This window comes from Planococcus sp. ANT_H30, assembly GCF_008369335.1.
Lineage (GTDB): Bacteria > Bacillota > Bacilli > Bacillales_A > Planococcaceae > Planococcus > Planococcus kocurii.
Map to the genome: position 1 here is coordinate 783,310 of NZ_VOBJ01000001.1, position 26,901 is coordinate 810,210.

30 protein-coding genes are annotated in these 26,901 nt (G+C 42.4%); 1 reads left to right on the plus strand and 29 read right to left on the minus strand.

Annotated elements, in window-relative coordinates; translation table 11 throughout:
* Window positions 1–12 precede the first annotated feature (12 nt).
* The 27 genes from atpG to FQ085_RS03770 form a co-directional block, all read right to left on the minus strand.
* Window positions 13–870 (minus strand): ATP synthase F1 subunit gamma, encoded by an 858-nt coding sequence (atpG, locus tag FQ085_RS03645; RefSeq protein ID WP_058384469.1) that lies wholly within the window; start codon window positions 868–870, stop codon window positions 13–15.
* Window positions 871–917: 47 nt separating this feature from the next.
* On the minus strand, window positions 918–2,426 hold the full coding sequence (gene atpA / locus FQ085_RS03650) for a F0F1 ATP synthase subunit alpha (protein ID WP_149455970.1): 1,509 nt from the start codon (window positions 2,424–2,426) through the stop codon (window positions 918–920).
* A gap of 27 nt (window positions 2,427–2,453) precedes the next feature.
* The gene (locus FQ085_RS03655; protein ID WP_058384467.1) at window positions 2,454–2,984 is read right to left on the minus strand and encodes a F0F1 ATP synthase subunit delta; all 531 of its coding nucleotides are present in this window, start codon (window positions 2,982–2,984) and stop codon (window positions 2,454–2,456) included.
* Window positions 2,981–3,502, minus strand: a complete 522-nt coding sequence (gene atpF / locus FQ085_RS03660; protein ID WP_058384466.1) for a F0F1 ATP synthase subunit B — start codon at window positions 3,500–3,502, stop codon at window positions 2,981–2,983. The genes FQ085_RS03655 and atpF overlap by 4 nt, the downstream gene beginning before the upstream one ends.
* A gap of 160 nt (window positions 3,503–3,662) precedes the next feature.
* Window positions 3,663–3,887: a F0F1 ATP synthase subunit C gene (atpE, locus tag FQ085_RS03665; protein WP_006829234.1), complete on the minus strand. Its 225-nt coding sequence runs from the start codon at window positions 3,885–3,887 to the stop codon at window positions 3,663–3,665.
* Window positions 3,888–3,945: 58 nt separating this feature from the next.
* On the minus strand, window positions 3,946–4,656 hold the full coding sequence (gene atpB, locus FQ085_RS03670) for a F0F1 ATP synthase subunit A (protein WP_058384465.1): 711 nt from the start codon (window positions 4,654–4,656) through the stop codon (window positions 3,946–3,948).
* A 27-nt stretch (window positions 4,657–4,683) separates the two neighbouring features.
* Window positions 4,684–5,055 carry an ATP synthase subunit I gene (locus tag FQ085_RS03675; RefSeq protein ID WP_058384464.1) on the minus strand — a complete coding sequence of 124 codons (372 nt, stop codon included), beginning with the start codon at window positions 5,053–5,055 and terminating at the stop codon, window positions 4,684–4,686.
* Between the two features lie 2 nt (window positions 5,056–5,057).
* On the minus strand, window positions 5,058–5,279 hold the full coding sequence (locus FQ085_RS03680) for an AtpZ/AtpI family protein (RefSeq protein ID WP_058384463.1): 222 nt from the start codon (window positions 5,277–5,279) through the stop codon (window positions 5,058–5,060).
* Between the two features lie 733 nt (window positions 5,280–6,012).
* Complete coding sequence (gene wecB / locus FQ085_RS03685) at window positions 6,013–7,131, minus strand: non-hydrolyzing UDP-N-acetylglucosamine 2-epimerase (protein WP_058384462.1); 1,119 nt, start codon at window positions 7,129–7,131, stop codon at window positions 6,013–6,015.
* Between the two features lie 19 nt (window positions 7,132–7,150).
* A complete protein-coding gene (gene upp, locus FQ085_RS03690) occupies window positions 7,151–7,780 on the minus strand; it encodes a uracil phosphoribosyltransferase (RefSeq protein ID WP_058384461.1) in 630 nt (209 codons plus the stop codon).
* A gap of 235 nt (window positions 7,781–8,015) precedes the next feature.
* Entirely contained in the window at window positions 8,016–10,190 is a 2,175-nt protein-coding gene (locus tag FQ085_RS03695) for an EAL domain-containing protein (protein WP_149455971.1), read from the minus strand.
* A 258-nt stretch (window positions 10,191–10,448) separates the two neighbouring features.
* On the minus strand, window positions 10,449–11,684 hold the full coding sequence (gene glyA / locus FQ085_RS03700; RefSeq protein ID WP_058384459.1) for a serine hydroxymethyltransferase: 1,236 nt from the start codon (window positions 11,682–11,684) through the stop codon (window positions 10,449–10,451).
* Entirely contained in the window at window positions 11,671–12,255 is a 585-nt protein-coding gene (locus tag FQ085_RS03705; RefSeq protein ID WP_058384458.1) for a TIGR01440 family protein, read from the minus strand. The genes glyA and FQ085_RS03705 overlap by 14 nt, the downstream gene beginning before the upstream one ends.
* A gap of 12 nt (window positions 12,256–12,267) precedes the next feature.
* Entirely contained in the window at window positions 12,268–12,705 is a 438-nt protein-coding gene (gene rpiB / locus FQ085_RS03710; protein ID WP_058384457.1) for a ribose 5-phosphate isomerase B, read from the minus strand.
* A 152-nt stretch (window positions 12,706–12,857) separates the two neighbouring features.
* On the minus strand, window positions 12,858–13,286 hold the full coding sequence (locus FQ085_RS03715; protein WP_149455972.1) for a low molecular weight protein arginine phosphatase: 429 nt from the start codon (window positions 13,284–13,286) through the stop codon (window positions 12,858–12,860).
* 21 nt (window positions 13,287–13,307) lie between these two features.
* Complete coding sequence (locus FQ085_RS03720; RefSeq protein WP_149455973.1) at window positions 13,308–14,300, minus strand: L-threonylcarbamoyladenylate synthase; 993 nt, start codon at window positions 14,298–14,300, stop codon at window positions 13,308–13,310.
* Window positions 14,301–14,389: 89 nt separating this feature from the next.
* Complete coding sequence (prmC, locus tag FQ085_RS03725; protein ID WP_149455974.1) at window positions 14,390–15,247, minus strand: peptide chain release factor N(5)-glutamine methyltransferase; 858 nt, start codon at window positions 15,245–15,247, stop codon at window positions 14,390–14,392.
* On the minus strand, window positions 15,234–16,313 hold the full coding sequence (gene prfA, locus FQ085_RS03730) for a peptide chain release factor 1 (RefSeq protein WP_058384453.1): 1,080 nt from the start codon (window positions 16,311–16,313) through the stop codon (window positions 15,234–15,236). The genes prmC and prfA overlap by 14 nt, the downstream gene beginning before the upstream one ends.
* A gap of 353 nt (window positions 16,314–16,666) precedes the next feature.
* A complete protein-coding gene (locus FQ085_RS03735) occupies window positions 16,667–17,257 on the minus strand; it encodes a thymidine kinase (protein ID WP_071153047.1) in 591 nt (196 codons plus the stop codon).
* A 321-nt stretch (window positions 17,258–17,578) separates the two neighbouring features.
* Entirely contained in the window at window positions 17,579–17,794 is a 216-nt protein-coding gene (gene rpmE, locus FQ085_RS03740) for a 50S ribosomal protein L31 (RefSeq protein WP_008432981.1), read from the minus strand.
* 150 nt (window positions 17,795–17,944) lie between these two features.
* Entirely contained in the window at window positions 17,945–19,228 is a 1,284-nt protein-coding gene (gene rho / locus FQ085_RS03745; protein ID WP_071153046.1) for a transcription termination factor Rho, read from the minus strand.
* A gap of 229 nt (window positions 19,229–19,457) precedes the next feature.
* On the minus strand, window positions 19,458–20,423 hold the full coding sequence (gene glpX / locus FQ085_RS03750; RefSeq protein WP_071153045.1) for a class II fructose-bisphosphatase: 966 nt from the start codon (window positions 20,421–20,423) through the stop codon (window positions 19,458–19,460).
* 72 nt (window positions 20,424–20,495) lie between these two features.
* On the minus strand, window positions 20,496–21,794 hold the full coding sequence (locus FQ085_RS03755; protein WP_058384449.1) for a UDP-N-acetylglucosamine 1-carboxyvinyltransferase: 1,299 nt from the start codon (window positions 21,792–21,794) through the stop codon (window positions 20,496–20,498).
* Window positions 21,776–21,904, minus strand: a complete 129-nt coding sequence (locus FQ085_RS18250; RefSeq protein WP_256204103.1) for a hypothetical protein — start codon at window positions 21,902–21,904, stop codon at window positions 21,776–21,778. Before FQ085_RS18250 ends, FQ085_RS03755 begins: the two co-directional genes overlap by 19 nt.
* Window positions 21,905–21,953: 49 nt before the next feature.
* Window positions 21,954–22,610 (minus strand): fructose-6-phosphate aldolase, encoded by a 657-nt coding sequence (fsa, locus tag FQ085_RS03760; protein ID WP_058384448.1) that lies wholly within the window; start codon window positions 22,608–22,610, stop codon window positions 21,954–21,956.
* Between the two features lie 77 nt (window positions 22,611–22,687).
* Window positions 22,688–23,545, minus strand: a complete 858-nt coding sequence (locus tag FQ085_RS03765; RefSeq protein WP_058384447.1) for a class II fructose-bisphosphate aldolase — start codon at window positions 23,543–23,545, stop codon at window positions 22,688–22,690.
* Window positions 23,546–23,629: 84 nt separating this feature from the next.
* Complete coding sequence (locus FQ085_RS03770) at window positions 23,630–23,989, minus strand: response regulator (protein ID WP_058384446.1); 360 nt, start codon at window positions 23,987–23,989, stop codon at window positions 23,630–23,632.
* Window positions 23,990–24,036: 47 nt separating this feature from the next.
* Here FQ085_RS03770 and FQ085_RS03775 point away from each other — a divergent pair, with 47 nt between their 5' ends.
* Window positions 24,037–24,513 (plus strand): DUF2529 family protein, encoded by a 477-nt coding sequence (locus tag FQ085_RS03775; protein WP_149455975.1) that lies wholly within the window; start codon window positions 24,037–24,039, stop codon window positions 24,511–24,513.
* 57 nt (window positions 24,514–24,570) lie between these two features.
* On the opposite strand, the gene pyrG is transcribed toward FQ085_RS03775, so the two are convergent.
* Together pyrG and rpoE are read right to left on the minus strand one after the other, a co-directional pair.
* Entirely contained in the window at window positions 24,571–26,169 is a 1,599-nt protein-coding gene (pyrG, locus tag FQ085_RS03780) for a CTP synthase (RefSeq protein WP_149455976.1), read from the minus strand.
* Between the two features lie 156 nt (window positions 26,170–26,325).
* Window positions 26,326–26,889: a DNA-directed RNA polymerase subunit delta gene (gene rpoE, locus FQ085_RS03785; RefSeq protein WP_058384443.1), complete on the minus strand. Its 564-nt coding sequence runs from the start codon at window positions 26,887–26,889 to the stop codon at window positions 26,326–26,328.
* Between the last annotated feature and the right edge of the window lie 12 nt (window positions 26,890–26,901).

Consider the following 26,901-nt stretch of genomic DNA (forward strand, 5'->3'; position numbering starts at 1 on the left):
CTTCTGTATGTTTTATTCTAAAGCAGATGCTCCGCCGACAATCTCTGTAATTTCCTGTGTGATTGCTGCTTGGCGTGCACGGTTGTATTGAAGTGTAAGTCCACTAATCAAATCAGACGCATTATCAGTCGCGCTCTTCATTGCTGTCATGGATGCAGCATGTTCACTCGCTTTGCCGTCAAGAACAGCCCCAAAGATTAAGCTTTCTGCGTATTGAGGAAGTAGAACTTCCAAAATTGCTTCTGCTGAAGGATCAAACTCATACGATGCAGTTGATCCTGTCGGTTGAATATCCGTCAGCGGCAAGACTTTTTTCTCTGTGACTTCTTGTTGAATAGCTGAAACAAAGTGATTGTAGTACATATAAACTTCGTCATACGTACCATCTGAGAACATACCAACAGCTTTGCGCGTTATTTCTTTAATGTCCGCAAACGTCGGATGATCCGGAAGTGCGATTGCACTCTCAAGAATCGTCATTCCTTGCTTTGCAAAGAATTCCTTTCCTTTCCGGCCAACGCTGAGGATTACAAAGTCGTCATTAGATGTATGGCGTTCGCGGATTTTAGCCATAACAGTACGAAGAATATTACTGTTATATCCACCTACTAGCCCACGATCTGATGTAATCACTAAATAAGCGGTTTTCTTTACAGGGCGAGCAATCATCATCGGGTTGCTAGTGTCTGAAGACCCAGCTGCGATAGATGCGACAACATCCTGAATTTTGTGCATGTATGGAACGAACGCTTTCGCGTTTACTTCCGCACGGCTTAGTTTAGATGCAGAAACCATTTGCATGGCTCTTGTGATTTGACTTGTTTTCTTCGTTGACGTAATTCGGTTTTTTATATCGCGTAATGATGCCACTGGTATTTCACCACCTTATTATTTTTTCTTCTTATTCGAACTCGGTATTACTCAGATTTTGCAAATGTGCGTTTGAATTCATTAATCGCTGCAGCAAATGCTTCATCAGCTGGTAATCCTTGAGTTGTGCGAATAGTATCCAAAATTTCTGTGTGGTTTAGATCTAACCAGCTTGTCAATTCAGCTTCAAAGCGAGAAATGTCGTTGATCGCGATATCGTCAAGGAATCCACGAGTTAACGCGTAGAAAATAACAACTTGTTTTTCAACTTTGATTGGGTTGTTCAAGTCTTGCTTCAAGACTTCAACTGTACGTTTTCCACGCTCAAGTTTCGCAGCAGTTGCAGCATCAAGATCTGAACCAAACTGTGAGAATGACTCAAGTTCACGGAAAGCAGCCAAGTCAAGACGTAATGTACCCGCAACTTTTTTCATTGCTTTGATCTGAGCTGAACCACCAACACGTGATACAGAAAGACCCGCATTGATCGCTGGGCGTACACCCGAGAAGAATAGATCCGACTGAAGGAAAATCTGACCATCTGTAATCGAGATAACGTTTGTTGGAATATATGCAGCAATATCGCCAGCTTGCGTTTCAACGAACGGCAATGCTGTGATAGAACCTGAACCAAGAGTTTCGTTTAATTTTGCAGCACGTTCTAGTAAACGTGAGTGCAAGTAGAAAACGTCACCTGGGTAAGCTTCACGGCCTGGTGGACGACGAAGTAGTAGTGAAAGTTCACGGTAAGCAGATGCTTGTTTTGTTAAATCATCATAGACGATTAACACGTGTTTGCCTTCAAACATGAATTCTTCTGCCATTGTAATACCTGCATAAGGAGCCAAGTACAATAATGGAGCTGGTTGTGAAGCTGAAGCTGTTACAACGATTGTGTAATCTAATGCTCCATTTTTACGGAAAGTTTCTACTACGTTACGTACAGTAGATTCTTTTTGTCCGATTGCCACATAGATACAAATCATATCTTGGTCAGCTTGGTTTAAAATCGTATCGATCGCTACAGAAGTTTTACCTGTCTGACGGTCACCGATGATCAACTCACGCTGTCCACGACCGATTGGCACAAGTGCATCAATCGCTTTAATACCTGTTTGAAGTGGCTCATGAACCGATTTACGGGCCATTACACCTTGTGCAGGGCTTTCAATTGGACGAGATTTTGTTGTGTTGATTGGTCCAAGACCGTCAACAGGTTGTCCAAGTGGATTTACTACACGTCCGATAAGTTCGTGTCCTACCGGTACTTCCATAATACGGCCAGTTCGACGTACTTCATCGCCTTCTTTGATGTCTGTGTAAGGGCCAAGGATAATAATACCAACGTTGTTGGCTTCCAAGTTTTGCGCCATACCAATAGCACCAGTTGAGAACTCTACAAGTTCTCCAGCCATGACATTGTCGAGGCCATGAGCGCGCGCGATACCATCACCAATGGTAATTACAGTACCAACGTCGTCAACTTTCATCTCTGATTGATAATTTTCAATCTGTTGTTTAATCAGACCGCTGATTTCTTCAGCTTTGATGCTCATGTATGTCACCCTCTCATAATTTCATAATTAACCGATTAGTTGACGTTGCAAGCGTGCCAGTTTCGTGCTCACGCTGCTGTCATAAATACGGTTACCGATTTGAATACGTAATCCACCGATCAACGATGGGTCGATAATATTTTCAATTCGCAAAGATTGTTTACCAATTTTTTTAGCGAATACAGAAGAAATCGATGCACGTTCTTCTTCAGTCAATGGACGTGTAGAATATACTTCTGCATCTTCGATTCCTTGTGCATGATTAGATAAAGCAATAAACTCATCAGCCAATGAGCCAACTTCGTTCAGACGTTTGCGTTCTGCCATCAATTGAAGTGTGTTAACGACAAACGGATTTGCCTCATGAAACACTTCATTGATTAAGTTTGTTCTTTTATCAGCTGAAAGTTTTGGAGAAACAATCAAATTGTAAAGTTCAGGAGTCATTTCAAAGACTTTTTTCACTTCACGTAAATCATGTTCAATTGCCAAAGACGATTCATGCTTTTGAGCGACTTGGAACAATGCTAAAGCGTAGCGTTCTGCAACTTGACTCACTGAACTTCGCCTGCCTTCGCAATCGTTTCATTAATCAACTGACGGTTGTCTTCCTCAGAGATTTCTTTTTCAAGCACTTTCGTAGCAGCAAGTAGTGACAATGCCACAACTTCTTCACGAACAGCTGAAATCGCTTTATCTCTTTCGTTAGCAATTTCCTGAACTGCAGCATCTTTCATGCGAGCAGATTCAGCACGTGCAGTTGTAATGATTTCCTCACGCGAAACTTCGCCTTGCTTTTTAGCGTTTTCAACGATTTCTTGTGCTTGCGTACGCGCATCTTTAAGAAGGCTGCGCTGCTCTTCAAGCAATTTGTGTGATTCTAGACGGCTGTTTTCAGCAGTTTCGATCTCACTCTTGATCAAATCTTCACGTTGCTGCATTATGCCCATCAAAGGACCCCATGCGAACTTCTTCAATAGCAACATTAGTAAAATGAAGATCACAAGTGTAGCGAGAATGTCTCCAATATTCAAAAACTCCCCGGTTGCACCGAGTACGAGGTGATCAAAAAACACGATTGTTTCACTCCCTTCAAGAGCCTAAAATGCAATTTCTTCTATAGTAAGATCTTTTATTTTCGTAAGTTGTGTTTCTGAAAAATACTAGTTCATACAAGTTTAAATGGCGAAAACCATGTCGAAGCATCCCCACCATTTAACTTTTTGTATAAAAATACTATTGGTTCATAACGATGAACGCGATAACTACAGCGATGATTGGCAATGCCTCAACCAATGCAACACCGATGAACATAGTTGTTTGTAATACGCCACGAGCTTCTGGCTGGCGAGCGATACCTTCAACTGTTTTTGAAACGATAAGACCGTTACCGATACCCGCGCCTAGTGCTGCTAAACCTACTGCGATTGCTGCTGCTAATAAACCTAATGAACCTGTCATTGTAATGTGTCCTCCTCAGGATAGTTGTTTTTTTGTTTGCTCGATGAGCAGTTTATACTCAATGGTCGTCGGCAACTTTATGCGATAAATAGACCATCGTCAACATAACGAAAATAAATGATTGGATTGCCCCGATAAAGATCGAGAACCCTTGCCACGCCATCATTGGTAAAATAGCTGTTGCAAATCCGAAAGCACTTGCTGATGCGAGGCCTGCTAACAAAGTTAACAAGATTTCCCCCGCATAGATGTTACCGTAAAGACGCAGACCGAGTGTCAGCGTATTTGCGAATTCCTCAATAATCTTTAAAGGAAATAGGAATGGCATGGGCTTAAGATAGCTTCCGCCATATCCTTTTAGTCCTTTTAGCTTGATCCCATAAAAATGGCTCAAAACTAGTACCGTTGCGGCTAGTGTCATTGCTACCGTCGGATCAGCTGTTGGTGATTTCCACCACAGATCTCCGTTGACAACTATTGCAAATGGAAGACCCAACATGTTCGACACAAAAATGAACATAATCAGGGTGATTCCAAGAACATGGAATCGGCCACCATCTTTCCAATCCATATTGCTTTTGATTATCCCTTTCACGAAATCCATGATCCATTCCATGAAGTTTTGCATACCCGTCGGTTTGAGTTGCAAATTCCGTGTAGCGACAAAAGCAATTAGGAAGACGATAAGAGCGGCTACAAGTAGCATCATAACGTTCGATAGGTTGAACCAGATCCCGAACACCTTGAGCATAGGAGCGCCATGTTCCACGATAGTTTCACCTCTCTTTCCACATTCTTAATGGTGTTTCACGTGATAAACAATCCGCTCTGTTAATAACAGAGCATAAGGGACCATCAACCCAATTACTGTACTGACCAAGTGAATGTGCTCTGCGAATAAAATGGCAATCGCCACAGCTGCAACACCTGATGCAAACCGTAATGCCGTTCCAAGCGAACGAACTTTCGAGCCTTCAGCCACCGCTCGGTCGAATTTCTCCATCCGACGAACGAGAATCCACATGTTGTAAATGCCGAACAAAGTTCCGATGATGAGACCTGCGAACACTTCTTGATAAGAGGTAAACCCCCAACCAATAACGTAGAACGCTAAGATGAAAAGGATCATCTTTTTCAGCCTTGTATATATCTCCCTAAGTCCATCCATTTTCACTTGTCTCCTGATTCGAATTTGCGGACAGTCTGAAGCATTGCCCAAACACCGGCAGTAATGCCTATGAATAGGCAGATGATCATGAAAAACGGGGCGGTTCCGATCCTTTCATCGAGCCACATACCTGTAAACACCCCGATGAGTACGGACCCGACAAGTTGTGAGAGGATGGCGCTGTAAATTGCCATCGCTTGCAAGGGCCTTTTTGTTGGGCGCATGACAACCCCCTCGAACTTCGTTGATTTGACATTACACCCTCAAAAAGAGTAGTCGCATCAGGCTTCCAAATTACATATTCTATGTAAGAAAACCTTCTCATGCATACCCTTTGTAAGCATACATTAGGGGTAAAATCATGTCAATTAGTAGAAGTGAAAAACTTCACAAGCGATTTCCCTCTGACATATTGTCGACAAACTTTAACTAGAAAAGTGAAAGTGCCTGTTTAGCTCTGACAGGTGTAAGACAATCTGGCGAAGCGGCGTTCTTTGCCGCACAGCCAGAGTGGCTTACATCCCGAAGAGCTGGGCACTTGCAACTGGACAACACGAAAAGTGGAATCGGCTATTTTAGCTCCGACAGGCTTAAGGCAGAATGGCGAAGTGGCGTTTTTTCAGCCACACAGCCAGGCTGACTCAAGACCCCGAGGAGCTAGCCGATGCAACTGGACAACACGAAAAGTGAAAGTGCTTGTTTAGCTCTGACAGGTGTAAGACAATCTGGCGAAGCGGCGTTCTTTGCCGCACAGCCGGAGTGGCTTACATCCCGAAGAGCTGGGCACTTGCAACTGGACAACACGAAAAGTGGAATCGGCTATTTTAGCTCCGACAGGCTTAAGGCAGAATGGCGAAGTGGCGTTTTTTCAGCCACACAGCCAGGCTGACTTAAGACCCCGAGGAGCTAGCCGATGCAACTGGACAACACGAAAAGTGGAATCGGCGATTCACTCTTTTACAACTTCGAGAAATAAGTGTGCAATGCTTCTACAATCCGAGCAGATGCTTTACCGTCTCCATATGGATTAGATGCTTGCGACATTGCTTTATAAGCCGCTTCATCCGTCAGCAATTCTTTGGCCATTCCGTAAATTGTTTCTTCGTCCGTTCCCGCAAGCTTAAGCGTTCCCGCACTAATACCTTCAGGGCGTTCAGTCGTATCACGCAGGACCAATACCGGCTTACCTAGTGATGGCGCCTCTTCTTGAATGCCACCAGAGTCAGTCAGGATAAAGAACGAACGTGCTGCAAAGTTGTGAAAATCCAAAACTTCCAACGGTTCGATCAAATGGATACGCGGATCGCGACCCAATACCTCATCTGCTACTTCACGTACTGCCGGATTCATATGCACCGGGTAAACTACTTGAATATCGTCATGCTCTTCGATCAAACGTTTGATGGCACGGAACATATTGCGCATCGGTTGGCCTAAATTTTCACGACGATGTGCCGTCAAAAGAATCATACGATCCGTACCGATTTTCTCCAAAATTGGATGCGAATACGTTTCACGCACCGTTGTTTGAAGTGCATCAATCGCTGTATTTCCTGTAATATAAATGGTTTCTTCTTTTTTGTTTTCAGCAAGCAGATTTTGAGCAGATTTTTCAGTTGGTGAAAAATGAATGTCTGCCATGACTCCCGTCAATTGACGGTTCATTTCTTCAGGATATGGCGAGTATTTATTGTGCGTACGCAAACCCGCTTCTACATGTCCAATGGCAACTTGGTTATAAAATGCGGCAAGACTAGCGGCGAAAGTTGTTGTCGTATCGCCATGAACCAGTACGATATCTGGTTTTGCTTTTTTCATAACTTCATCAAGCCCTTGCATCGCGCGCATTGTCACATCAGTCAATGTTTGGCGATCTTTCATAATGTTCAAGTCGAAATCAGGCGTGATACCGAATGTCTCCAGAACCTGGTCCAGCATTTCTCTGTGCTGCGCCGTCACCGTGACTAATGGCTCAATGGTGTCTGGATGTTTTTGCAGTTCTAACACAAGCGGTGCCATTTTAATGGCTTCAGGCCGCGTACCAAATATCGTCATTACTTTCCATTTTTTCGTCAAGCTGATATACCTCGCTCTCTTATTTTGTTCCGAATAATCGGTCGCCAGCATCTCCAAGACCTGGTACGATATATCCTTTTTCGTTCAATTTCTCATCAAGCGCTGCGATGTAGATATCCACATCCGGATGAGCTTTTTGCAAAGCTTCTACACCTTCAGGAGCTGCGATGATGCACATGAAACGGATTTTTGTGGCTCCACGTTTTTTCATAGAGTTGACTGCTTCGATTGCTGATCCGCCTGTAGCAAGCATTGGATCAACTACGATGAAATCTCGTTCTTGTACATCAGAAGGTAATTTCAAGTAGTACTCAACCGGCTGCAACGTAACCGGGTCACGGTATAACCCAATATGTCCAACTTTAGCAGCTGGAATCAATTTCAAAATTCCATCTACCATTCCAATTCCTGCACGCAAAATCGGCACAACGCCTAATTTTTTTCCTGCTAAAACTTTAGATTTCGCCATTTGAACTGGTGTCTCCACGTCGATTTCCTCTAATGGCAAGTCGCGTGTGATTTCAAATGCCATCAATGTAGCAATTTCATCCACCAATTCACGAAACTCTTTTGTGCCTGTAGATTTATCACGGATGTACGTTACTTTATGTTGGATCAGCGGATGATCGAAAACGTATACTTTTCCCATGGCCTATCTCTCCTTTTCAAATATTATCTTAAATAGTATAACAGAAAACCAGTAGCCCAAGTTGTCAGATATTGCTTTAGCATTATTCAGTTATTTTCACCTATGGTTTATTTCACAAAAAAAAAGCCAGGATAACTTCCCCAGCTTTTCTTGGCATCAAATTTTCGGACAACCATCAGCGCCATTCATTTTTGAGCTAACGCAATTAATGTTCAGTTGCTAACAAGTTTTTCTGTTACAAGAAAAACGCTTCATTCAGTGGCATCGGTTTATAAAACAGATAACCTTGCCCTACTTTGCAGCCAAGCTCCAACAATGTTTGACGATCTTTTTCCGTTTCCACACCTTCTGCTACTGCACGCATGTTCAGGTTTTCTGCAAGCTGGATGATGGTTCGAATAATTGCCAATGTTCCTGGCTCATTCATATTCGAAATGAATGAACGATCGATTTTTAATTCTTCGACAGGCAGTTTTTGCAAGTAGCTGAGTGATGAGTAACCTGTTCCAAAATCATCAATCGACGTAGTAAAGCCGCACTGCTTCAAGTGTTTGAATACTTTATTGGCTGTCTCGATATCAACAAAGCCAATTCGTTCTGTAATTTCCAATTGAATCCACTGTGGATCAATACCATACTCGGCAGTCATATCCATCAGATGCGGAACAAATGAATGATGGAAAAAATGATCTGCTGATATGTTGATAGCTACTTGTCGAACCTTCAAGCCCTGCTCTACTCTTTTTTTCATCCAGTCCAACACTTGCTGTAAGATGTTCTGCTCCAACAAACGAATCTTGCCATTTTTTTCAGCTGCTGGAATAAAGACATCCGGCGGAATCGTGCCAAGGTCCGGTGAAGTCCAGCGAGCGAGCGCTTCAAAGCTTAAAATTTCACCAGTTGCCAAATCGACTTTCGGCTGCAGGTGCACGCCCACTTCATTGCGCCTGAGGGCTGCGGTCAATTCATTAGCCACACGCAGGTATTTCATCATAAACTCATCATGTTCACTCTCAAAATAACAAATCGCTTCGCCTGTTCGAAGTTTTGCCTGAGACAAAGCACTATCTGCACAACGAATCAATTCTTCCGAATTCTCTTGATGAGGAGTCACAACTGCTACACCAATTTTCAAAGTTAGAAATAATTCCATATCGCCAACAGTAATCGGTTCGACTAGCCCCTGCAACAGATGCTCTAAATATTCCGGGATTTTAGTGAATGGCATCATGCTAAACATGGCCAACGTTGAATCTGAAAACCGGGCAATCAAGCCCTCAGAAGAATTTTGTGACAGCATCAACCGTTTGCCGATTTCACTCATAATGGTATCTCCTGTGCTGTGACCGTATTGATCGACTACTGCGACGTATTCATCTGTTGATATAAAGGCAATAAAGCCTTCTCGTTTTTCTTTGAGCAGTTCAGCGACTTCATTTCTGAAATAATTTCGGTTGGGCAATCCTGTATGCTCATCGACATAAGCAAGCCGCAGAATTTTTTCTTGCTGCTGAGAATACTTGATCGCCAGTGAAGTAATGGATCCGATTTCTTCCATAAAGGCTAAATCTTCTTCGTGTGGAGTCAATGGAACAGAAAAGTAAATCCCAAACGTACCCATTGTCTTTCCTTCAACGTTGAATATGGGAATGGACCAGCTTGATACTAATTCATAATCTTTCACTAATTGCTGATGATTCCGCCATAGATAATCTGTGCCCATGTCTTCGACAACTACTAATTTCTGTCTATGAAACGCAGCTCCGCACGTTCCAATATCTTCTTCAACGGCTAAGCCACTAATCGCTTCTTGAAAACCTTTTGGCATAGAATTGGCTGCACCGATTTTATAAAATTCATCATCATCGATCAACAAAACTGTACATTTTGCACTATCAATAAAAAACGATTCGGCTGTATGACAGATGTCCTGCAACAGCACACTGAGCATATGTCCTTTTTCAATGCCTCTATACGTTTCTTTTTGAAGTTTAATCAGCGCTTCCGCACGCTTACGATCTGTAATATCGTGCTGCAGCATCAAAGTGAAATTGAAATTCTTCTCTGGAAAAGACAAAGGCTCCATTGATATTTCGTTCCAAAAAGGTGTGCCGTTTTTTCGGTAATTGACGATTTCAACTACTCCACTCTCACCAGAAGCCACGCAAGCACGTACTTTATCACTTGCTTCTTTCGCTGTTTTTTCTCCGTGCAGAAAGCGTCCATTGCGCCCAAGCGTTTCCGCTTCGCTATAGCCGATCATTTTGTAGAAAGCATCATTTGCATAAACGATGGGATGATTTTCTATTTCAGAATTGATGATTAGAAACGATGTATGGAATTCTACACCTAGACGGCGCAGCCACTCTATAATCACTTTCTTATCTCTTTCAAGTTCATTCGTGTACATGCGACACGTCCCTCCTGCTGTTATTTCTATGTACTTCAACTGAACAATATACATTCACCTTTACATGCTGATACGAAGAAATTTGACCATCTACAACTTAAAGTGGTGCCGCTATATAACGAAAAAAAGTATAGACTTCTGCAAGCTGAGCGTAGCAGCTAGAAGAATCGCTATCACTACGAGAAATGAAGTACCTCTTCAAATTTAATAGTGTAAAAATACAGCTACCAAGCAGTTTTACTCGGTAGCTGCATGAATTTATTTATATAAGGGATGCGCAGCAGTTAGTTTAGCCGTACGTTCTGTAGCATCTTTTTTCACGCTTTCGTCTTCCGGATTTTTCAAAAGCATTGCCATAATCGCAGCAATTTCTTTCATATCCTGTTCTTTAAATCCACGAGATGTAACAGCAGCAGTTCCTAAGCGGATACCCGATGTGACAAATGGACTTTCTGGATCGAATGGAATGGTATTTTTGTTCGTCGTAATACCAACTTCATCAAGTACATGTTCTGCAACTTTCCCGGTCAGATTTAACGAACGAAGATCGAGCAGCAGCAAATGATTGTCCGTGCCGCCAGATACGATATTCACACCTTCTGCGATCAATGCTTTAGCTAGTGCATCCGCATTTTTTACAACTTGTTCAATATAGGTTTTGAATTCTGGTTGTTGCGCTTCACCAAATGCAACGGCTTTCGCTGCGATTACGTGCATAAGCGGACCGCCTTGAATTCCTGGGAAAATCGTTTTATCAATTTTTTTCGCAAATTCTGCGTTACAAAGAATCAATCCACCACGTGGCCCACGCAATGTTTTATGCGTAGTCGATGTAACGAAATGAGCATGAGGGACAGGATTGGAATGAGCTCCAGTAGCAACTAGACCTGCAATATGAGCCATGTCGACCATCAAGTATGCGCCAACTTCATCAGCAATTTCACGGAACTTAGCAAAATCCAATTGACGTGAGTAAGCACTTGCTCCAGCAACGATCATTTTTGGCTTATGCTCTAATGCCGCTTGACGAACTGCTTCATAATCAATTAATTGCTCTTCTTCCGTGACTCCGTACTCAACAAAATTATACTGCATCCCACTAAAATTCACTTTGCTACCATGTGTTAAATGCCCACCATGGTTTAAGTTCATCCCAAGAATCGTATCGCCTTTGTCCAAAATGGCTGTGTATACAGCCATATTGGCCTGTGATCCTGAGTGGGGTTGAACGTTCGCATGCTCTGCGCCAAAAATCTCTTTCAGCCGGTCGCGAGCGATGTTTTCAACCACATCTACATATTCACAGCCTCCGTAATAGCGTTTGCCCGGATAGCCTTCTGCGTATTTGTTTGTTAATACTGATCCTTGTGCATCCATAACGGCTTGCGAAACAAAGTTTTCAGAAGCAATCAATTCGATATTCGCTTCTTGTCTTCCTTTTTCTGCATTCATCGCTTCATATACTGCTGGGTCTTGCGTCTTAATCAATTCCATCCGTATATCCCTCCCGTGATTGAACAAGCTCACGATTATAGTTCGCACGCTCACCGCCAATTAATTTCGGCCGTGTCGTAGCGGATGCCACAACCGCTTCACCTACTAGTTTAACAGATGTACGCAACGGAACGGCAACTCTTTTTAAATGCATGCCAATCATTGTTTGTCCAATATCAATCCCCGCATGTGCCTGGATTTCTTCTACCACCACAGGATCGATCATATTACCGAATGCGTATGCACTCATTGACCCTCCCGCTTTTGGAGCAGGAATCACCGTGACCGGTTCCCAGCCATATTTTTCAGCTGCCCGGCGCTCTACAGTCAAGGCCCGGTTAATATGTTCGCAGCCTTGAAACGCCAAAAAGAGATGGTGGCGAGCTGCAAATTTTGCTAAAGGTCCAAACAAACTTTCTGCAATATCCAGGCCTCCACCTGTTCCGATACGCTTTCCTGCTACTTCTGATGTTGAACAGCCGACTACAAACACTTGGCCTTTCCTGAATTCGATCTGCTGCTCTAATTCGCTTAAAACCTCTTCAAGTTGCAATTGCCATAAAGTTTGCATGCCGACTCCTCCTTATTTTTCGAGGTCTGTGATTTTTTGAATGCGTTTTTCGTGTCTACCGCCTTCAAATTCTTCAGTTAGCCAAGTCTGCGCAATTTCGCGTGCAAGACCTGGACCAATAACGCGCTCGCCCATTGCTAAAATATTCGAATCGTTATGTCCTCTTGTCGCTTTTGCACTAAATACATCATGCACAAGTGCACAACGGATTCCTTTAACTTTATTCGCAGAGATAGACATCCCGATACCCGTGCCGCAAATCAAAATACCCCGATCAAATTCTCCACTTGCTACAAGATCTGCTACCGGTTTTGCATAATCTGGGTAATCTACTGAATCGTCTGTATGTGGACCAAAATCTTTGTATTCAATCCCAATTTCGTTCATTAAATTAACGATTTCTTTCCGTAGATTATTGCCGCCATGATCTGATGAAATTGCTACTCTCATAATATACCCTCTTTTCTTGGAATCAAATTTATGAATCAGCAAAAGCGCCAGTGTCGAATCATGCCGAATTTTCTTCACGCTTTTAATTAATTCTAACATTTTTACGCAAAAAAGACAGGCAAACCCCTGAAAGGCTTGTCTGTCTTTTTTGCTCACGTCATTTTGAGAACGATTTTATCAATTAAGAACTTGAGTTCTTGGAATGTTTTTTCATACAGCTCCAGTGGTCCACCGTATGGATCACTAATATCCTTACTCGAATCTTTGGCGAATTCAGTTAACGTATGAAGTTTAGTGGCCACTTCCGGATATGCTTGCAACAGCGTCATTTTATGTGAATGGGTCATAGTTAAAACTAATTCTGCCCACTGCAAATCTTCAGCATCGAGCGGCTTTGAAGTGTGCGCAAACGAAATTTGCTGTTGGTTCAGAACCGCTTGGGCGTTTGTAGAGAGTGGAGCAATTCCAGCGAATATACCAGCAGAACGCGCTTCTACACCAGCCACATTTTTGGACATTAAGATTGCTTCAGCCATCGGACTTCGGCATGTATTGCCCGTGCAAACAAAAAGAATTTTCATGTTGCATCTCCTTTCAGCAACTCAACTAAACCATTTATGGTCGGCCGCTTTTTCGAGTCTATTCATTAATGCGTCATTTTCTTTCATGCCAGATTCTACTGATGCCAAAATCAAGTCAGCATCTGTTAAATCGCATTTCCGTAAACTAGCATAGAGGCTGTCCATCGACAGTGGAAAATTAAAGTCAGCCATTGGGTATTCAGTTTCGCTAATGACTGCGATGCTTTTCCCTTTTTCTTGAACGTATTCGATCGCTTTTTCAATCAAGCCTTTTTCATTTTCAATCAAATACAAAGGAGCTGTAGGCGCGTAATGCATGTATTTCATTCCTGGTGATTTAGGTACATTGCTTGTGTTACCTGATGACGACCGGACCGTTCCGATTACTGCCTCTATTTGTTCTTTTGAAACTTTACCCGGACGTAAAATGACCGGTGGTTCGCTCGTCATATCTAAAACAGTTGACTCTATACCAATCTCAGTAGCTCCCCCGTCCAAAATCAATGGGATTTTAGACTCCATGTCATGAAATACATGTTCAGCTAAAGTTGGACTAGGCTTGCCGCTCGTGTTGGCACTCGGCGCAGCTAAAGGCAATTGCAATTTTTGCAGTAAGGTTAACGCAACTGGATGATTGGGTACGCGAATTCCGACCGTTTGCAAACCCGCTGTTACATTAGACGCAAAAATTTCAGGTTCGGCTTTTAAAATCAACGTCAAAGCACCCGGCCAAAAAGCATCCATGCAGTCCAATGCTTTTGATGATACTTCTCGTACATATCTCAATGCCGTTTCTTTTGAATCAACATGAACAATCAGTGGATTATCTGCAGGACGGCCCTTTGCTTCAAAAATTTTACTGACTGCTTCAAAATTCGTTGCATCTGCTCCTAGACCATATACTGTTTCGGTTGGAAAAGCGACTATTTCACCAGATTTCAAAATATCCACGGCCTGTGTATAACTTTTTTCCTCATCCACATTTTTATCCACAACAACAATTTTCGTTTTCACACGAACAACTCCTATTTTTAAGGGTTTTTCATCTTTTATCCACAAATCGTGGATAAAGTCATGCAGCTTGTGCGTAACTTGTGTATAAATTACTCGATTACCGCAAAAACCATTCGGTCATTTTTGTTGATATCTTTTTTACAATAGATTAATGCTGTCGGAAAAGCTCTTTTTAGCATCTTTTCTACGGCAGCTCCTTGTTGATAACCTATTTCAAATCCGATAATTCCCGGTTTATTTAGCAATTTCGGAAATTGTTTTGCCATTTTTTCATAAAGCGCCAACCCTTCATTATCTGCAAACAAAGCATGATGCGGCTCAAAATCACGAACGCTATCCGATAGTCCTGGGGCTTCTGCATAGGCGATATAGGGCGGATTGGATAATATAACGTCCCATTTTTGATTTTCGATTGGTTTTGTTAAATCACCTAACCGAAAATCAATTTCAGCATTTAACTCTTCCGCATTTTGCATTGCTGTTTGTAGCGCTGGCTCGGAGATATCTGTCGCAGTGACCTGCGCTTGTGGCAATTCACATTTCATCGTAATGGCAATAACACCACTTCCCGTACCAATATCCGCAATTGCGATTTCTTTTTTTAACATATGGCGTTCGATTAGTTGCAGCGTTTCTTCTATTAACTCTTCAGTTTCGGGTCTAGGAATTAATACATCGGCATTTACGCGAAATTGCCTCCCATAAAATTCTTCTGTACCTGTCAAATGTTGGACAGGAATTCCTTTTGTGTGTAGTTCAATATTCGTCCAAAAACTTTCTAATTGCGCTTCGGTTATTTCATCACGCATTGATGCCATTAACCCTGAATACGAAAGACCCAGTTGGTGTTGAAGAAGCACACGTGCGGCTCCTTCTTCGCGGCCATTTTCCTCTAAATAAGAAGAAGCCCTCTTCAGGGCCTCATAAACATACTTAAGCTTGGTCATTATTGAGACTTTCCATACGAGCAGATTGTTCTTCAATAATCAAGGCATCAATAATTTCATCCATTTTCCCTTGTAAAATCTGATCTAACTTTTGAATGGTTAAACCAATTCGATGATCCGTTACACGATTTTGAGGAAAATTATATGTGCGGATTCGTTCAGAACGGTCACCCGTTCCAACAGCTGATTTTCGGACTGCATCGTATTCAGCCTGAGCTTCTTGCTGGAATTTTTCGTAAACACGCGCACGTAATACTTTCATTGCACTCGCTTTGTTTTTAATTTGTGATTTCTCGTCCTGACACGTTACTACTGTATTCGTTGGAAGATGCGTCAAACGAACAGCTGACATGGTCGTGTTTACCGATTGTCCACCTGCTCCAGAAGATGCATACGTATCGGTACGAATATCATTTTCATGAATATCAACTTCTACTTCTTCAACTTCTGGTAAACAAGCAACCGTAGCAGTAGAAGTATGAATACGTCCGCCTGATTCTGTTTCCGGAACGCGTTGTACACGGTGTGCGCCATTTTCGTATTTCATTTTTGAATAAGCACCTTTACCCGTAATCATAAAGACGATTTCCTTGAATCCGCCAAGACCCGTCGGATTTGAATCCATTACTTGCACTTTCCAGCCATTGGATTCAGCAAAACGCGTATACATGCGGTATAAATCTCCAGCGAACAAAGCTGCTTCATCGCCACCTGCTGCTCCACGAATTTCCATAATAACGTTTTTGTCATCATTCGGATCTTTTGGAATCAATAATTTGTGAAGGCGCTCTTCAACAACCGAAACCTGTTGGTCTAGTTCACTCACTTCTTCTTTGACCATTTCACGCATATCGGCATCCATTTTTTCGTCGAACATGGCTTTGGCTTCTGCCAATTGAGTGGTTAAGTCTTTGTATTCACGGTAACTTTCAACCGTTTCTTGCAAGTCTGATTGTTCTTTTGAATAGTCGCGTAACTTATTGGTATCACTAACGATATCTGGATCACTTAGCAATTCATTTAAACGGTCATACCGATCTTCTACTGATTGTAATCGATCAAACATAGGTGTCACCTCAAGTTCTAATTTTTGGTTATTGTTGTGATATTCCGCAAACTAGCTCCGCTTTCCTGCGGGCTTGCACCGAACTAACTCGGGCTTTATGCCCGAGTGGATTTCGGTACTTCGCTATCCCGCGGGAGTCTCCGCTAGTTTGCTTCATATCTTAATAAATGATATTAATAATCAAAGTCTTCACTGATGATTTAATGATAAGCCAACTGTAATTTTTAAATAGAGTTTTCACTTTACATAATTGTTCACATGACTCTTAGAAGGAAGAGCGGCAGAAGCCGTGCCCGCGGAAAGCGTCCGCCTGCAGCGATTTCGTCAAAACCATCTCAATATCTATACTCTATTCACTTAACAGTAACGCCAGTCGGCACTTCATGGTGATGGCGGCAGCGAGGTTCGTAGGCTTCTGATGCGCCGACCAAAATGGTTGGATCGTCCGAGCCTGCCGGTTTTCCGTCGATTAAACGTTGCGTGCGACTTGCCGGTGAACCACAAACTGTGCAAACTGCTTGAAGTTTTGTTACTTGCTCAGCAATTGCGAGTAGTGCTGGCATTGGTCCGAACGGACGGCCTCTAAAGTCTTGGTCGAGTCCCGCAACAATTACACGGAATCCGTGATTGGCGAGTTTCTGAACATTGCCAATAATATCTTCGTCAAAAAACTGAGCTTCATCTATAGCAATTACATCAAATTCATCCGTAATGTATTCCCACATTTCAGATGAGCAAGAAATGGGCAAGGCAATTACAGTTGAACCATTATGAGAAACGACCTCTTCTTTACTATAACGATCGTCGATTTTCGGTTTAAATACAGCAATTTTTTGTTTAGCAAATTGGGAACGACGGACACGGCGAATCAATTCTTCCGATTTCCCGGAAAACATGCTCCCGCAGATCAATTCGACCCAGCCTGTTTGCTTCATAACATACATAGGTGAGACCCCTTTCAAACACTTGTGTTTTTTACTGTTTTAGCGATCAGCAACGCTTTTTATCCCTAGTTATTTACTCAATGAGCGAAGAAATAGATGGATTAAGGAGTTTCTTTGCTATTTATCATACCAAAATAATGTCGTAACCTGCTGATTTTTTGGAATATGTAAGGCGTTTTTTCTGATATAAAACGAAAAAATACCCGCCAGGCGTTTTCGCGCGAGGCAGGTATAATTTTAATTGATAGAAGAAAGCAAAAGACTGGAAGTTGGAAATTCAACAATTGAAATCCCCAATCCCAGTCTAGCGCTGAGCAAGTATTACTCGTTAATTTCTTCTTTTAAGCCGTATTTTTTGTTGAAACGATCTACGCGGCCATCAGCTGCTGCGAATTTCTGACGTCCAGTGTAGAATGGATGACATTCCGAGCAAAGCTCAACATTGATGTTTTCTTTTACAGAACCAGTTGTGAAAGAGTTTCCACATGAGCAAGTTACTGTAGCTTGTTTGTAATCTGGGTGAATTCCTGTTTTCATCGTAATTTTCTCCTCTCGCCCTGAACCATCTGGAACAGAGTTTAATCTATTTTACTATTGCCTTACACGGTTCTTCAGACCGTATATGCAATAGCTTTGCTTTAATTCATTAACGCAATCATATCAAATTCCTGCGTCTTTTGCAAGTAATTAAATCATCTTCTTATTGTTCCGATGCGTTTTCATCTCAGTTGCTAATTGCTCAAAAAATTCTTCATTGGTATTTGTTTGACCTAGTTTTTTCAGGAAACGTTCTCCAAAATCGTGTGTATCCGAGAACGTTTTTCGAATAGTCCAAAGCTTTTCAAGTTGTTTCGGTTCAATTAACAATTCCTCTTTACGTGTGCCAGAACGACGAATATCAAGTGCTGGGAAGATTCGACGCTCAGCCAAACTGCGGTCAAGATGCAATTCCATGTTACCTGTTCCTTTAAATTCCTCATAAATAACTTCATCCATACGCGATCCAGTTTCTACTAAAGCTGTCGCTAAAATAGTTAAACTGCCGCCTTCTTCGATATTACGTGCTGCTCCGAAAAAGCGTTTTGGTCGGTGGAAAGCTGCTGGATCGATTCCTCCTGATAGTGTACGTCCACTCGGAGGAATCACCAAATTATATGCTCGAGCTAGGCGCGTAATTGAGTCCATTAAAATAACTACGTCACGTTTATGTTCGACGAGGCGCATAGCACGTTCAAGAACAAGTTCAGCGACTTTCACGTGGTTTTCAGGGACTTCATCAAACGTCGATGACACGACATCTGCATTTACTGATCGCTCGATGTCCGTTACTTCTTCTGGACGTTCATCTATTAACAAGACAATTAGTTCTGCTTCTGGGTGATTCGTTGTAATGGAATTAGCGATTTCTTTTAGTAGCATTGTCTTACCCGCTTTAGGCGGCGCTACGATTAAACCGCGTTGACCAAATCCGACAGGCGATACTAAATCCATAATGCGCGTAGATAAATGAGCCGGCGTCGTTTCTAAACGAATGTGACGATCTGGGTAAAGTGGTGTAAGCCCTGGAAAGTGAACACGTTCTTTCGCCACTTCTGGATCTTCACCGTTGACTGCTTCTACTTGCAGTAACCCGAAATAGCGTTCATTTTCTTTCGGCGGACGTACTTTCCCTGAAACTTTATCGCCATTTCTCAAATCAAAACGACGGATTTGAGAAGCGGAAATATAAATATCCTGTGAGCTAGGCGAATAATTGATTGGTCGTAAGAAACCAAAACCTTCAGATTGGATAATTTCCAATACACCTTCCATAAAGAAAAAACCTTCTTGTTCTGCACGCGTTTTCAAAATCGCAAAAATTAGTTCCTTTTTAGATAGCTTACTGTAGTTAGTTAGCTTGTATTCTTTTGCTAAATTGTAAAGCTCTTTTAACGTCATATTCTCCAATGCGGAGATTGTTATCGTTGCCATGTATCGGACACCACTCTTATTCGTATTATTTTTTATAAATCGTTTAAATAGGCTTATTGCTTTGTTCATTTATCTGTTGATTTAAGCATTCTTAACGTCTGCTCGTTTAAAGATGGTGCAGATGGCATTTGATTCTTGTTACGTAATTTGAGGATCAGTAGTGAATGATTGAGAAGATCTTAAAGAAGAAGCCCGGCAAATTGCCGGACTCATTTATGAAGTAGGATCGTTAATCGTTCATTACGAGATTTGGCTTTTTCTGCAGACTGTGACGTCCTTCGATAAAGCGAATGGTTCCTGATTTTGCTCGCATAACCAGTGTGTGGCTTTCTGCGAAGCCACCTTTTAGCTGAACGCCTTTTAACAGTTCTCCGTCTGTAACACCGGTTGCTGCAAAAATAGCATCGTCGCCTTTAACAAGATCATCCATCATCAACACTTTGTTCACATCAATCCCCATATCTATGCAACGTTGTGCTTCTTCTTCGTTTTGCGGAAGCAGCTTCCCTTGGATTTCGCCACCTAAGCATTTTAAGCCAACTGCAGCGATTACGCCTTCAGGTGCTCCACCAATTCCGAATAGAATATCCACGCCTGTTTGATCAAATGCGGTATTGATTGCGCCGGCAACGTCTCCATCACCAATTAGCTTGATGCGGGCTCCCGCTGCACGAATCTGATCAATAACATCCTTGTGACGCGGACGATCCATAATTGTCGCAACCACGTCTTCAATGTCTTTATTTTTAGCTTTTGCTACAGCACGGAGATTATCAATAACTGGCGCATTGATATCAATTTTGCCAACCGATTCTGGGCCAACCGCAATTTTGTCCATGTACATATCAGGTGCATTTAACAGGTTGCCACGATCCGCGATTGCTAGAACTGCCAAAGCATTCCATCCACCAGCGGCAACAATATTCGTTCCTTCTAAAGGATCTACTGCAACGTCCACTTCAGGACCATTGCCTGTTCCTAATTCCTCACCGATATAAAGCATAGGTGCCTCGTCCATCTCACCTTCACCGATGACCACTACACCACGCATCGGAATGGTATCAAATACCGTTCTCATCGCTGTGGTCGCTGCATCATCTGCTTCGATTTTCATGCCGCGGCCCATCCATTTTGAAGAGGCAATTGCTGCTGCTTCAGTAATACGCACTAATTCCATCGATAAACTTCGTTCCATACGATCAGTTCCTCCGTTCAGCTTTAACTATGTCTTAGTTAGTGTAGCACATATTTTTATGCTAAAAGAAGATCAATTTGCGTCTTGGCTAAGGTCGGACTTCATGCTCGTCACAGGGTCAATTGTTTCTCTCCGAATATCAGCACCCAGACCTTGAAGCTTCTCAATAATAGATGAATACCCACGTTCGATATGATAAATTTCACGAATTTCAGTTTCACCTTCTGCAAGTAGCCCTGCGATTACCAAAGCTGCTCCTGCACGTAAGTCAGATGCCACTACAGTTGCAGACGTCAATGGCGTTGGCCCTGTGACAATTGCTGCTCGGCCTTCAACACGGCCACTGGCATTCATGCGACGAAGTTCATCGATATGCTTAAAGCGTGCCGAGTAAATGGTGTCGGTAATCATAGAAGATCCTTGAGCCTGAGTCATAAGTACAGAAAATGGCTGCTGAAGATCTGTTGGAAACCCTGGGTAAACTAATGTTTTTACGTCAATCGCATGAAGATCAGTAGATTTAGGAATAAAAATCGATTCTTCACCTTCTTGAACGTCAACACCCATTTCACGTAATTTTGCAGTCAATGCTTCCATATGGAATGGAATGACGTTATCAATCGTCACGCCATCACCAATTGCAGCTGCCATAATCATGAATGTTCCGGCTTCGATTCGATCAGGAATGATTGTGTGATTGGTTCCATGTAATTCCTCTACACCGTCAATTCGGATAACATCGGTTCCGGCTCCTTTGATTTTGGCGCCCATATTCGTCAATAAAGTCGCAACGTCAATAATCTCCGGCTCTTTTGCCGCATTTTCAATCGTTGTCTGTCCTTTAGCCATAACGGCCGCCAACATAATGTTAATGGTTGCTCCGACACTGACAACATCTAAATAAATTTTAGCACCACGAAGTTCATCGGCACGCAAATAGATCGCACCTTGTTCATTCGTTACTTTTGCGCCAAGCGCTTCAAAGCCTTTAATATGCTGATCAATTGGACGAGGTCCTAAGAAACAGCCTCCCGGAAGACCAATTGCTGCGTGCTTAAATCGGCCAAGCATTGCGCCCATCATGTAATAAGAAGCTCGCAATTTTTTCACATTGCCATTTGGTAAAGGCATATCTACCATTGTCGTCGGATCAATCGTCATTGTTCCGTCTTCAAAAGTCACTTCTCCACCAATTTCCTCCAAAATACTTTTCAGTGTCCATGCATCAGAAATCCCCGGTAACCCTTCAATCGATACTGGCGAATTAGCTAATATCGACGCAGGAATCAATGCTACTGCACTATTTTTAGCGCCATTGACTTTAATCGTTCCGGAAAGGCGATTACCACCTTTTATTTTATAAACATCCATTGAATTTCTCCTTTATCCACTTTTCGGGCCGTTTGGTTGGCTTGAAAAGTTCCATTGGTTCGGCGCTTCAGCTGATTGCCGATCTCAACTTGCATTTTTTCCACTTTCACGAAGGCGTCCCTTCCCATTTCAGGAAGGAATCGACTGTTTCAAGCTTTTTTAGTTTACTTCTACTGAACGTTTTTCCCAGTCTGCAAGGAATGCTTCGATTCCTTGGTCTGTCAACGGGTGTCTGAACATTTGGTGCATCACTTTAATTGGCATTGTCGCAATATGTGCACCGTTTAAAGCCGCTTCTGTAACGTGCTGTGGATGGCGAATAGATGCCGCAATAATTTCTGAAGAAATATCATGGATTGCAAAAATTTCTGAAATTGTTGCGATCAAGTCCATGCCGTTATGTCCAATGTCATCAAGACGCCCAAGGAATGGTGACACGTAAGCCGCTCCAGCACGTGCTGCAAGCAATGCTTGGTTCGCACTGAAGATCAATGTAACGTTTACTTTTTTGCCTTCTGAGGCAAGAACTGCACAAGCTTTCAAGCCTTCTGGTGTCATCGGCAATTTCACCGTGATGTTTGGAGCAAGATCAGCCAATTCGCGACCTTCTTTGATCATCCCTTCTGCATCAAGTGCAATCACTTCTCCACTAATTGAACCGTCAACAAGCGCAGCAATTTCTTTTAAGCGGTCATGGAACGAAACATTTTTTTCTTTTGCGACTAATGATGGATTTGTTGTAACCCCCGAAAGAATCCCCCATGCGTGTGCTTCTTTAATTTCGTCAAAGTTTGCTGTATCAATAAAAAATTTCATATGTTCTCTCCTCCAGTTTGACGGGAAAAAGAGAAGACGCCTTTCGGACGCTTCTCCTCCGTCTTGTTGTTTTTAAATTATGCTTTTCCTGAACTTCCGAACTCACGCATTTTACCAGTAACTGTTTTTTTAATCGCTTCACGGGCTGGTCCCATGTATTTGCGGGGATCATAAACATCCGCATCGTTTTTCAACACTTCACGAACTGCTTGAGCCGATGTAATTTGGCTTTCTGTGTTGACATTGATTTTCGATGTACCAAGAGAAACTGAACGTTGAATATCTTTTAATGGAATTCCTGTTCCGCCGTGCAACACGAGCGGTACGTCACATAGCTGTGAGATTTCTTCCATTTCTTTAAACCCTAAATTCGGTTCACCTTTATAAGGTCCGTGAACTGAACCAAGTGCAGGTGCTAGGCAATCAATACCTGTTTGTTCAACCATTTGCTTGCATTCCTGTGGATCCGCGTAAATAACGCCATCCGCAATGATGTCGTCTTCTTGTCCACCGACAGTCCCTAATTCTGCTTCCACAGAAACATTGTGCTGACGTGCATATTCGACTACTTGTTTTGTAATTTCAATATTTTCTTCAAACGAATGATGAGATGCATCAATCATGACCGATGTAAATCCTGCATCAATCGCTTCTTTACACTTCTCAAAGCTCGAACCGTGGTCTAAATGAATCGCCACCGGAACCGTAATTTTATAATCGTGCATCAATCCTTTAACCATGTTAACAACTGTTGTAAATCCACCCATGTAACGTGCTGCGCCTTCAGAAACTCCACAAATAACTGGAGAATTTTCTTCTTGTGCGGCTTGAAGAATAGCCTGTGTGAATTCTAAATTATTTAAATTGAATTGACCAATTGCATATCCTTCTTGTTTACCTTTTATCATCATTTCTTTCATAGAAACTAACGGCATTTAAATTTCCTCCTCAGCGATGGTTAAAGCGAATATCCTTTATACTATATCAAAAACCCAGTAGTTACGCCACTTCTTCGCTATCTACTGTTCGAGTAGTTGCTTAACTGCATCACGCACTTCAAAGACATCGAAAGGCTTAGTGAAATAACGCTCCGCCCCCCAATTCATTGATTCTTTAATGAGATCGAGTTCACCATAAGCTGTCATCATGATGACGTGAATGCTAGGATTAGTCTTTTTCAAGCGCTTTAAAATCTCAATGCCATCCATTCCAGGAATTTTCATGTCTAGTAATACGAGATCCGGAGAAAATTCCTGTACTTTTTTAAGCGCTTCTATTCCGTTTCCCGCTGCGATTGCTTGATAACCTTCTTTGCTAAATACTTCTTTTAATAATAGTCGGATGCCTAGCTGATCGTCTACTATCAAAATAGTCTTCAAGAAGAGCCACTCCTTTATCTGCTATACTTTTTTACGAGGTGAGTTTTATGAATCGATTAACCGTACAATTTACACAGATGCTGGCACATTTGTCTCAGCAACATACTCCTATCCATAACATTGCTAGCGTATTAGCACAAGCCATTGTTGCAGAAGGTACTGTGTTTATCGCAGCCTTTGGTGAAATGAAAGCTGTGATTCCCGTTGCTTTAAACGGTTTGCCTACTGCCGTTGAATGGTCGCCTTCAAGCATCGTTCACAGGACTGATCGGGTCTGGATACTAGCTCTAAATGACGAAGGGGACGAGCTTGCTGGCAGGTTAGCAGATGCTGGCATTGCCTTTGCATTCGTTGCTGCGCACTCACAGGAAAGTGAGTTGGCGGATGCTTTCTTCTCTCTAAATGACCTAGCAGGCAACCTATTACAGGACGATGACCAGCCTGCGTTGGTTCCGTATGCCTTAGCTGCACTGTATATTTATTATGCAGTCAAATTGAGTATAGACGATATGCTAGGTGAATAGGTGAATCCCTTCACAAAAGCCTTCCCTTTTTTTCAAGGGAAGGCTTTTGTGAATTCTTTATTTATTAGCGATAGATGCTCTCACAAACTCACGGAATAGTGGTTGTGGACGGTTTGGACGCGAAATAAATTCTGGGTGGAATTGGCAAGCTAGGAACCACGGGTGGTCGGCTAATTCAATAATCTCTACTAAACGGCCATCCGGGCTAGTTCCAGTGAATTTGAAGCCAGCATTCTCAAAAGCCTCACGGTATTCGTTATTGAACTCGTAACGATGACGGTGTCTTTCGTAAACCAGTTCTTCGCCGTAAGCTTCGTGTGCTTTCGAACCTATTGTAAGTTTCGCAGGGTACAAACCAAGACGAAGTGTTCCGCCTAAGTCTTCGATATCTTTTTGCTCAGGCAATAGATCGATAACCGGTAAAGACGTTTTCGCATTTAATTCAGAAGAATGTGCACCTTCTAAGTTCATGATGCTGCGTGCAAATTCAACAGAAGCGAGTTGCATTCCTAGGCAAATACCGAAGAATGGTACATTGTTTTCGCGCGCAAATTGAGTTGCTATGATTTTCCCTTCAACGCCACGATCGCCGAAACCACCAGGAACTAAAATGCCGTCACAGTCTTTTAGTTTTTCTGCAGCATTTTCTGCGTTGATGTGTTCCGCGTTGATCCAATCTACTTCGATTTCAGAATCAAACGCGAAGCCAGCATGCTTTAATGCTTCAACTACTGAAATGTAGGCATCTTGAAGTTCCACGTATTTCCCAACAAGGCCAATACGAACGCTCTTTTTAAGAGATTGTACTTTCTCAACAAGTGTTCTCCACTCTGTCATATCCGCTTCTGGCGCTTCAATTCCGAAATGATCCAGAACGATTTGGTCCATATGCTGCTCTTGCAAACGAAGCGGCATTTCGTAAATCACATCTACGTCACGTGATTCAATAACTTCTTCTGGCTTAATATCGCAGAACAATGCAATTTTGTCTTTCATGTCCTGTGGCACCGGATGTTCTGTGCGCACAACAATTAGGTTTGGTTGAATTCCAAGACTGCGAAGTTCTTTGACGCTATGCTGTGTCGGTTTTGTCTTCATTTCTTTCGCAGCACCTAGGTACGGAATCAATGTACAGTGAACATACATTACTTCATCGCGACCAAGATCTGATTTCATTTGACGGATTGCTTCAAGGAATGGCAGTGATTCGATGTCTCCAACCGTTCCACCGATTTCTGTAATGACCACATCTGCGTTCGCTGTTTTTGCAGCACGCAACAAGCGGTCTTTGATTTCATTTGTGATGTGTGGAATTACTTGAACCGTTCCACCTAAGTAATCGCCGCGACGTTCTTTTTGAATGACAGTTGAATATACTTTTCCTGTTGTTACGTTTGAGTATTTGTTTAAGTTGATGTCGATAAAACGTTCGTAGTGGCCAAGATCTAAATCTGTTTCTGCGCCATCATTCGTTACAAAAACTTCCCCGTGCTGGTATGGACTCATTGTTCCTGGGTCAATGTTGATGTACGGATCAAATTTTTGAATGGTCACATTCAACCCTCTGTTTTTCAACAAACGTCCTAATGATGCAGCTACGATACCTTTTCCCAGTGATGACACAACACCACCGGTTACAAATATATACTTCGTCATTCCTTTTCCTCCTCGAATGGTAAAAAATAAAAAGCGCTCCGCCTGCTGCATGCAGGGGAGCGCGTAAACTGTACGAATCATCTCTCCTATTGTAAGGAGCCCAAATAAAATATTATCCAGTCCGGCCTCATAAGTCAAGGTGAAAAAATGTTCAGTTTACTTTAAGTCATCTTCATCTTCGTCATCTTCATCTTCATCGTCTTCGTCATCAATGATGTTGCCATCCATATCTTCAACGAGTACGTCTACATCTTCTTTGTCTTCATCCACATCGAAGTCTAGTACTTCAACAGGCGATTTGATCAAATCGTCGTCATCTTCGTCTTCATCGTCTTCACCGAAGTCCTCAAACTCCAACTCGTCTTCAAGTGCCAAGTCATCCAGATCGTCAAAGCCTTCGTCATCCGACACTTTGGCTTTCTTTTTACGAGCTTTAACCGTTGGCGCAGATTCTTCTTCAATCTGTTCAACTGGGTACCACTCGCGAAGACCCCAACGGTTTTCGCCTAAAATCAAAAAGCGGCCATCAATGTTCAAATCTGTATAAAACTGGACTAATCGATTTTTCATATCCTCTTTAGATAGGCTCAGTAACTTTTCAATTTCTGCAACCAATTCTGCATAGGTTTTTGTTTCATGTGTCTCTTGCAACATCGCATATGTCAAGTCAACAAACGACTCTTCTATTAGTTCTTCTTTAGATAATTCACGAATTTTCATTCCGTGCACGTC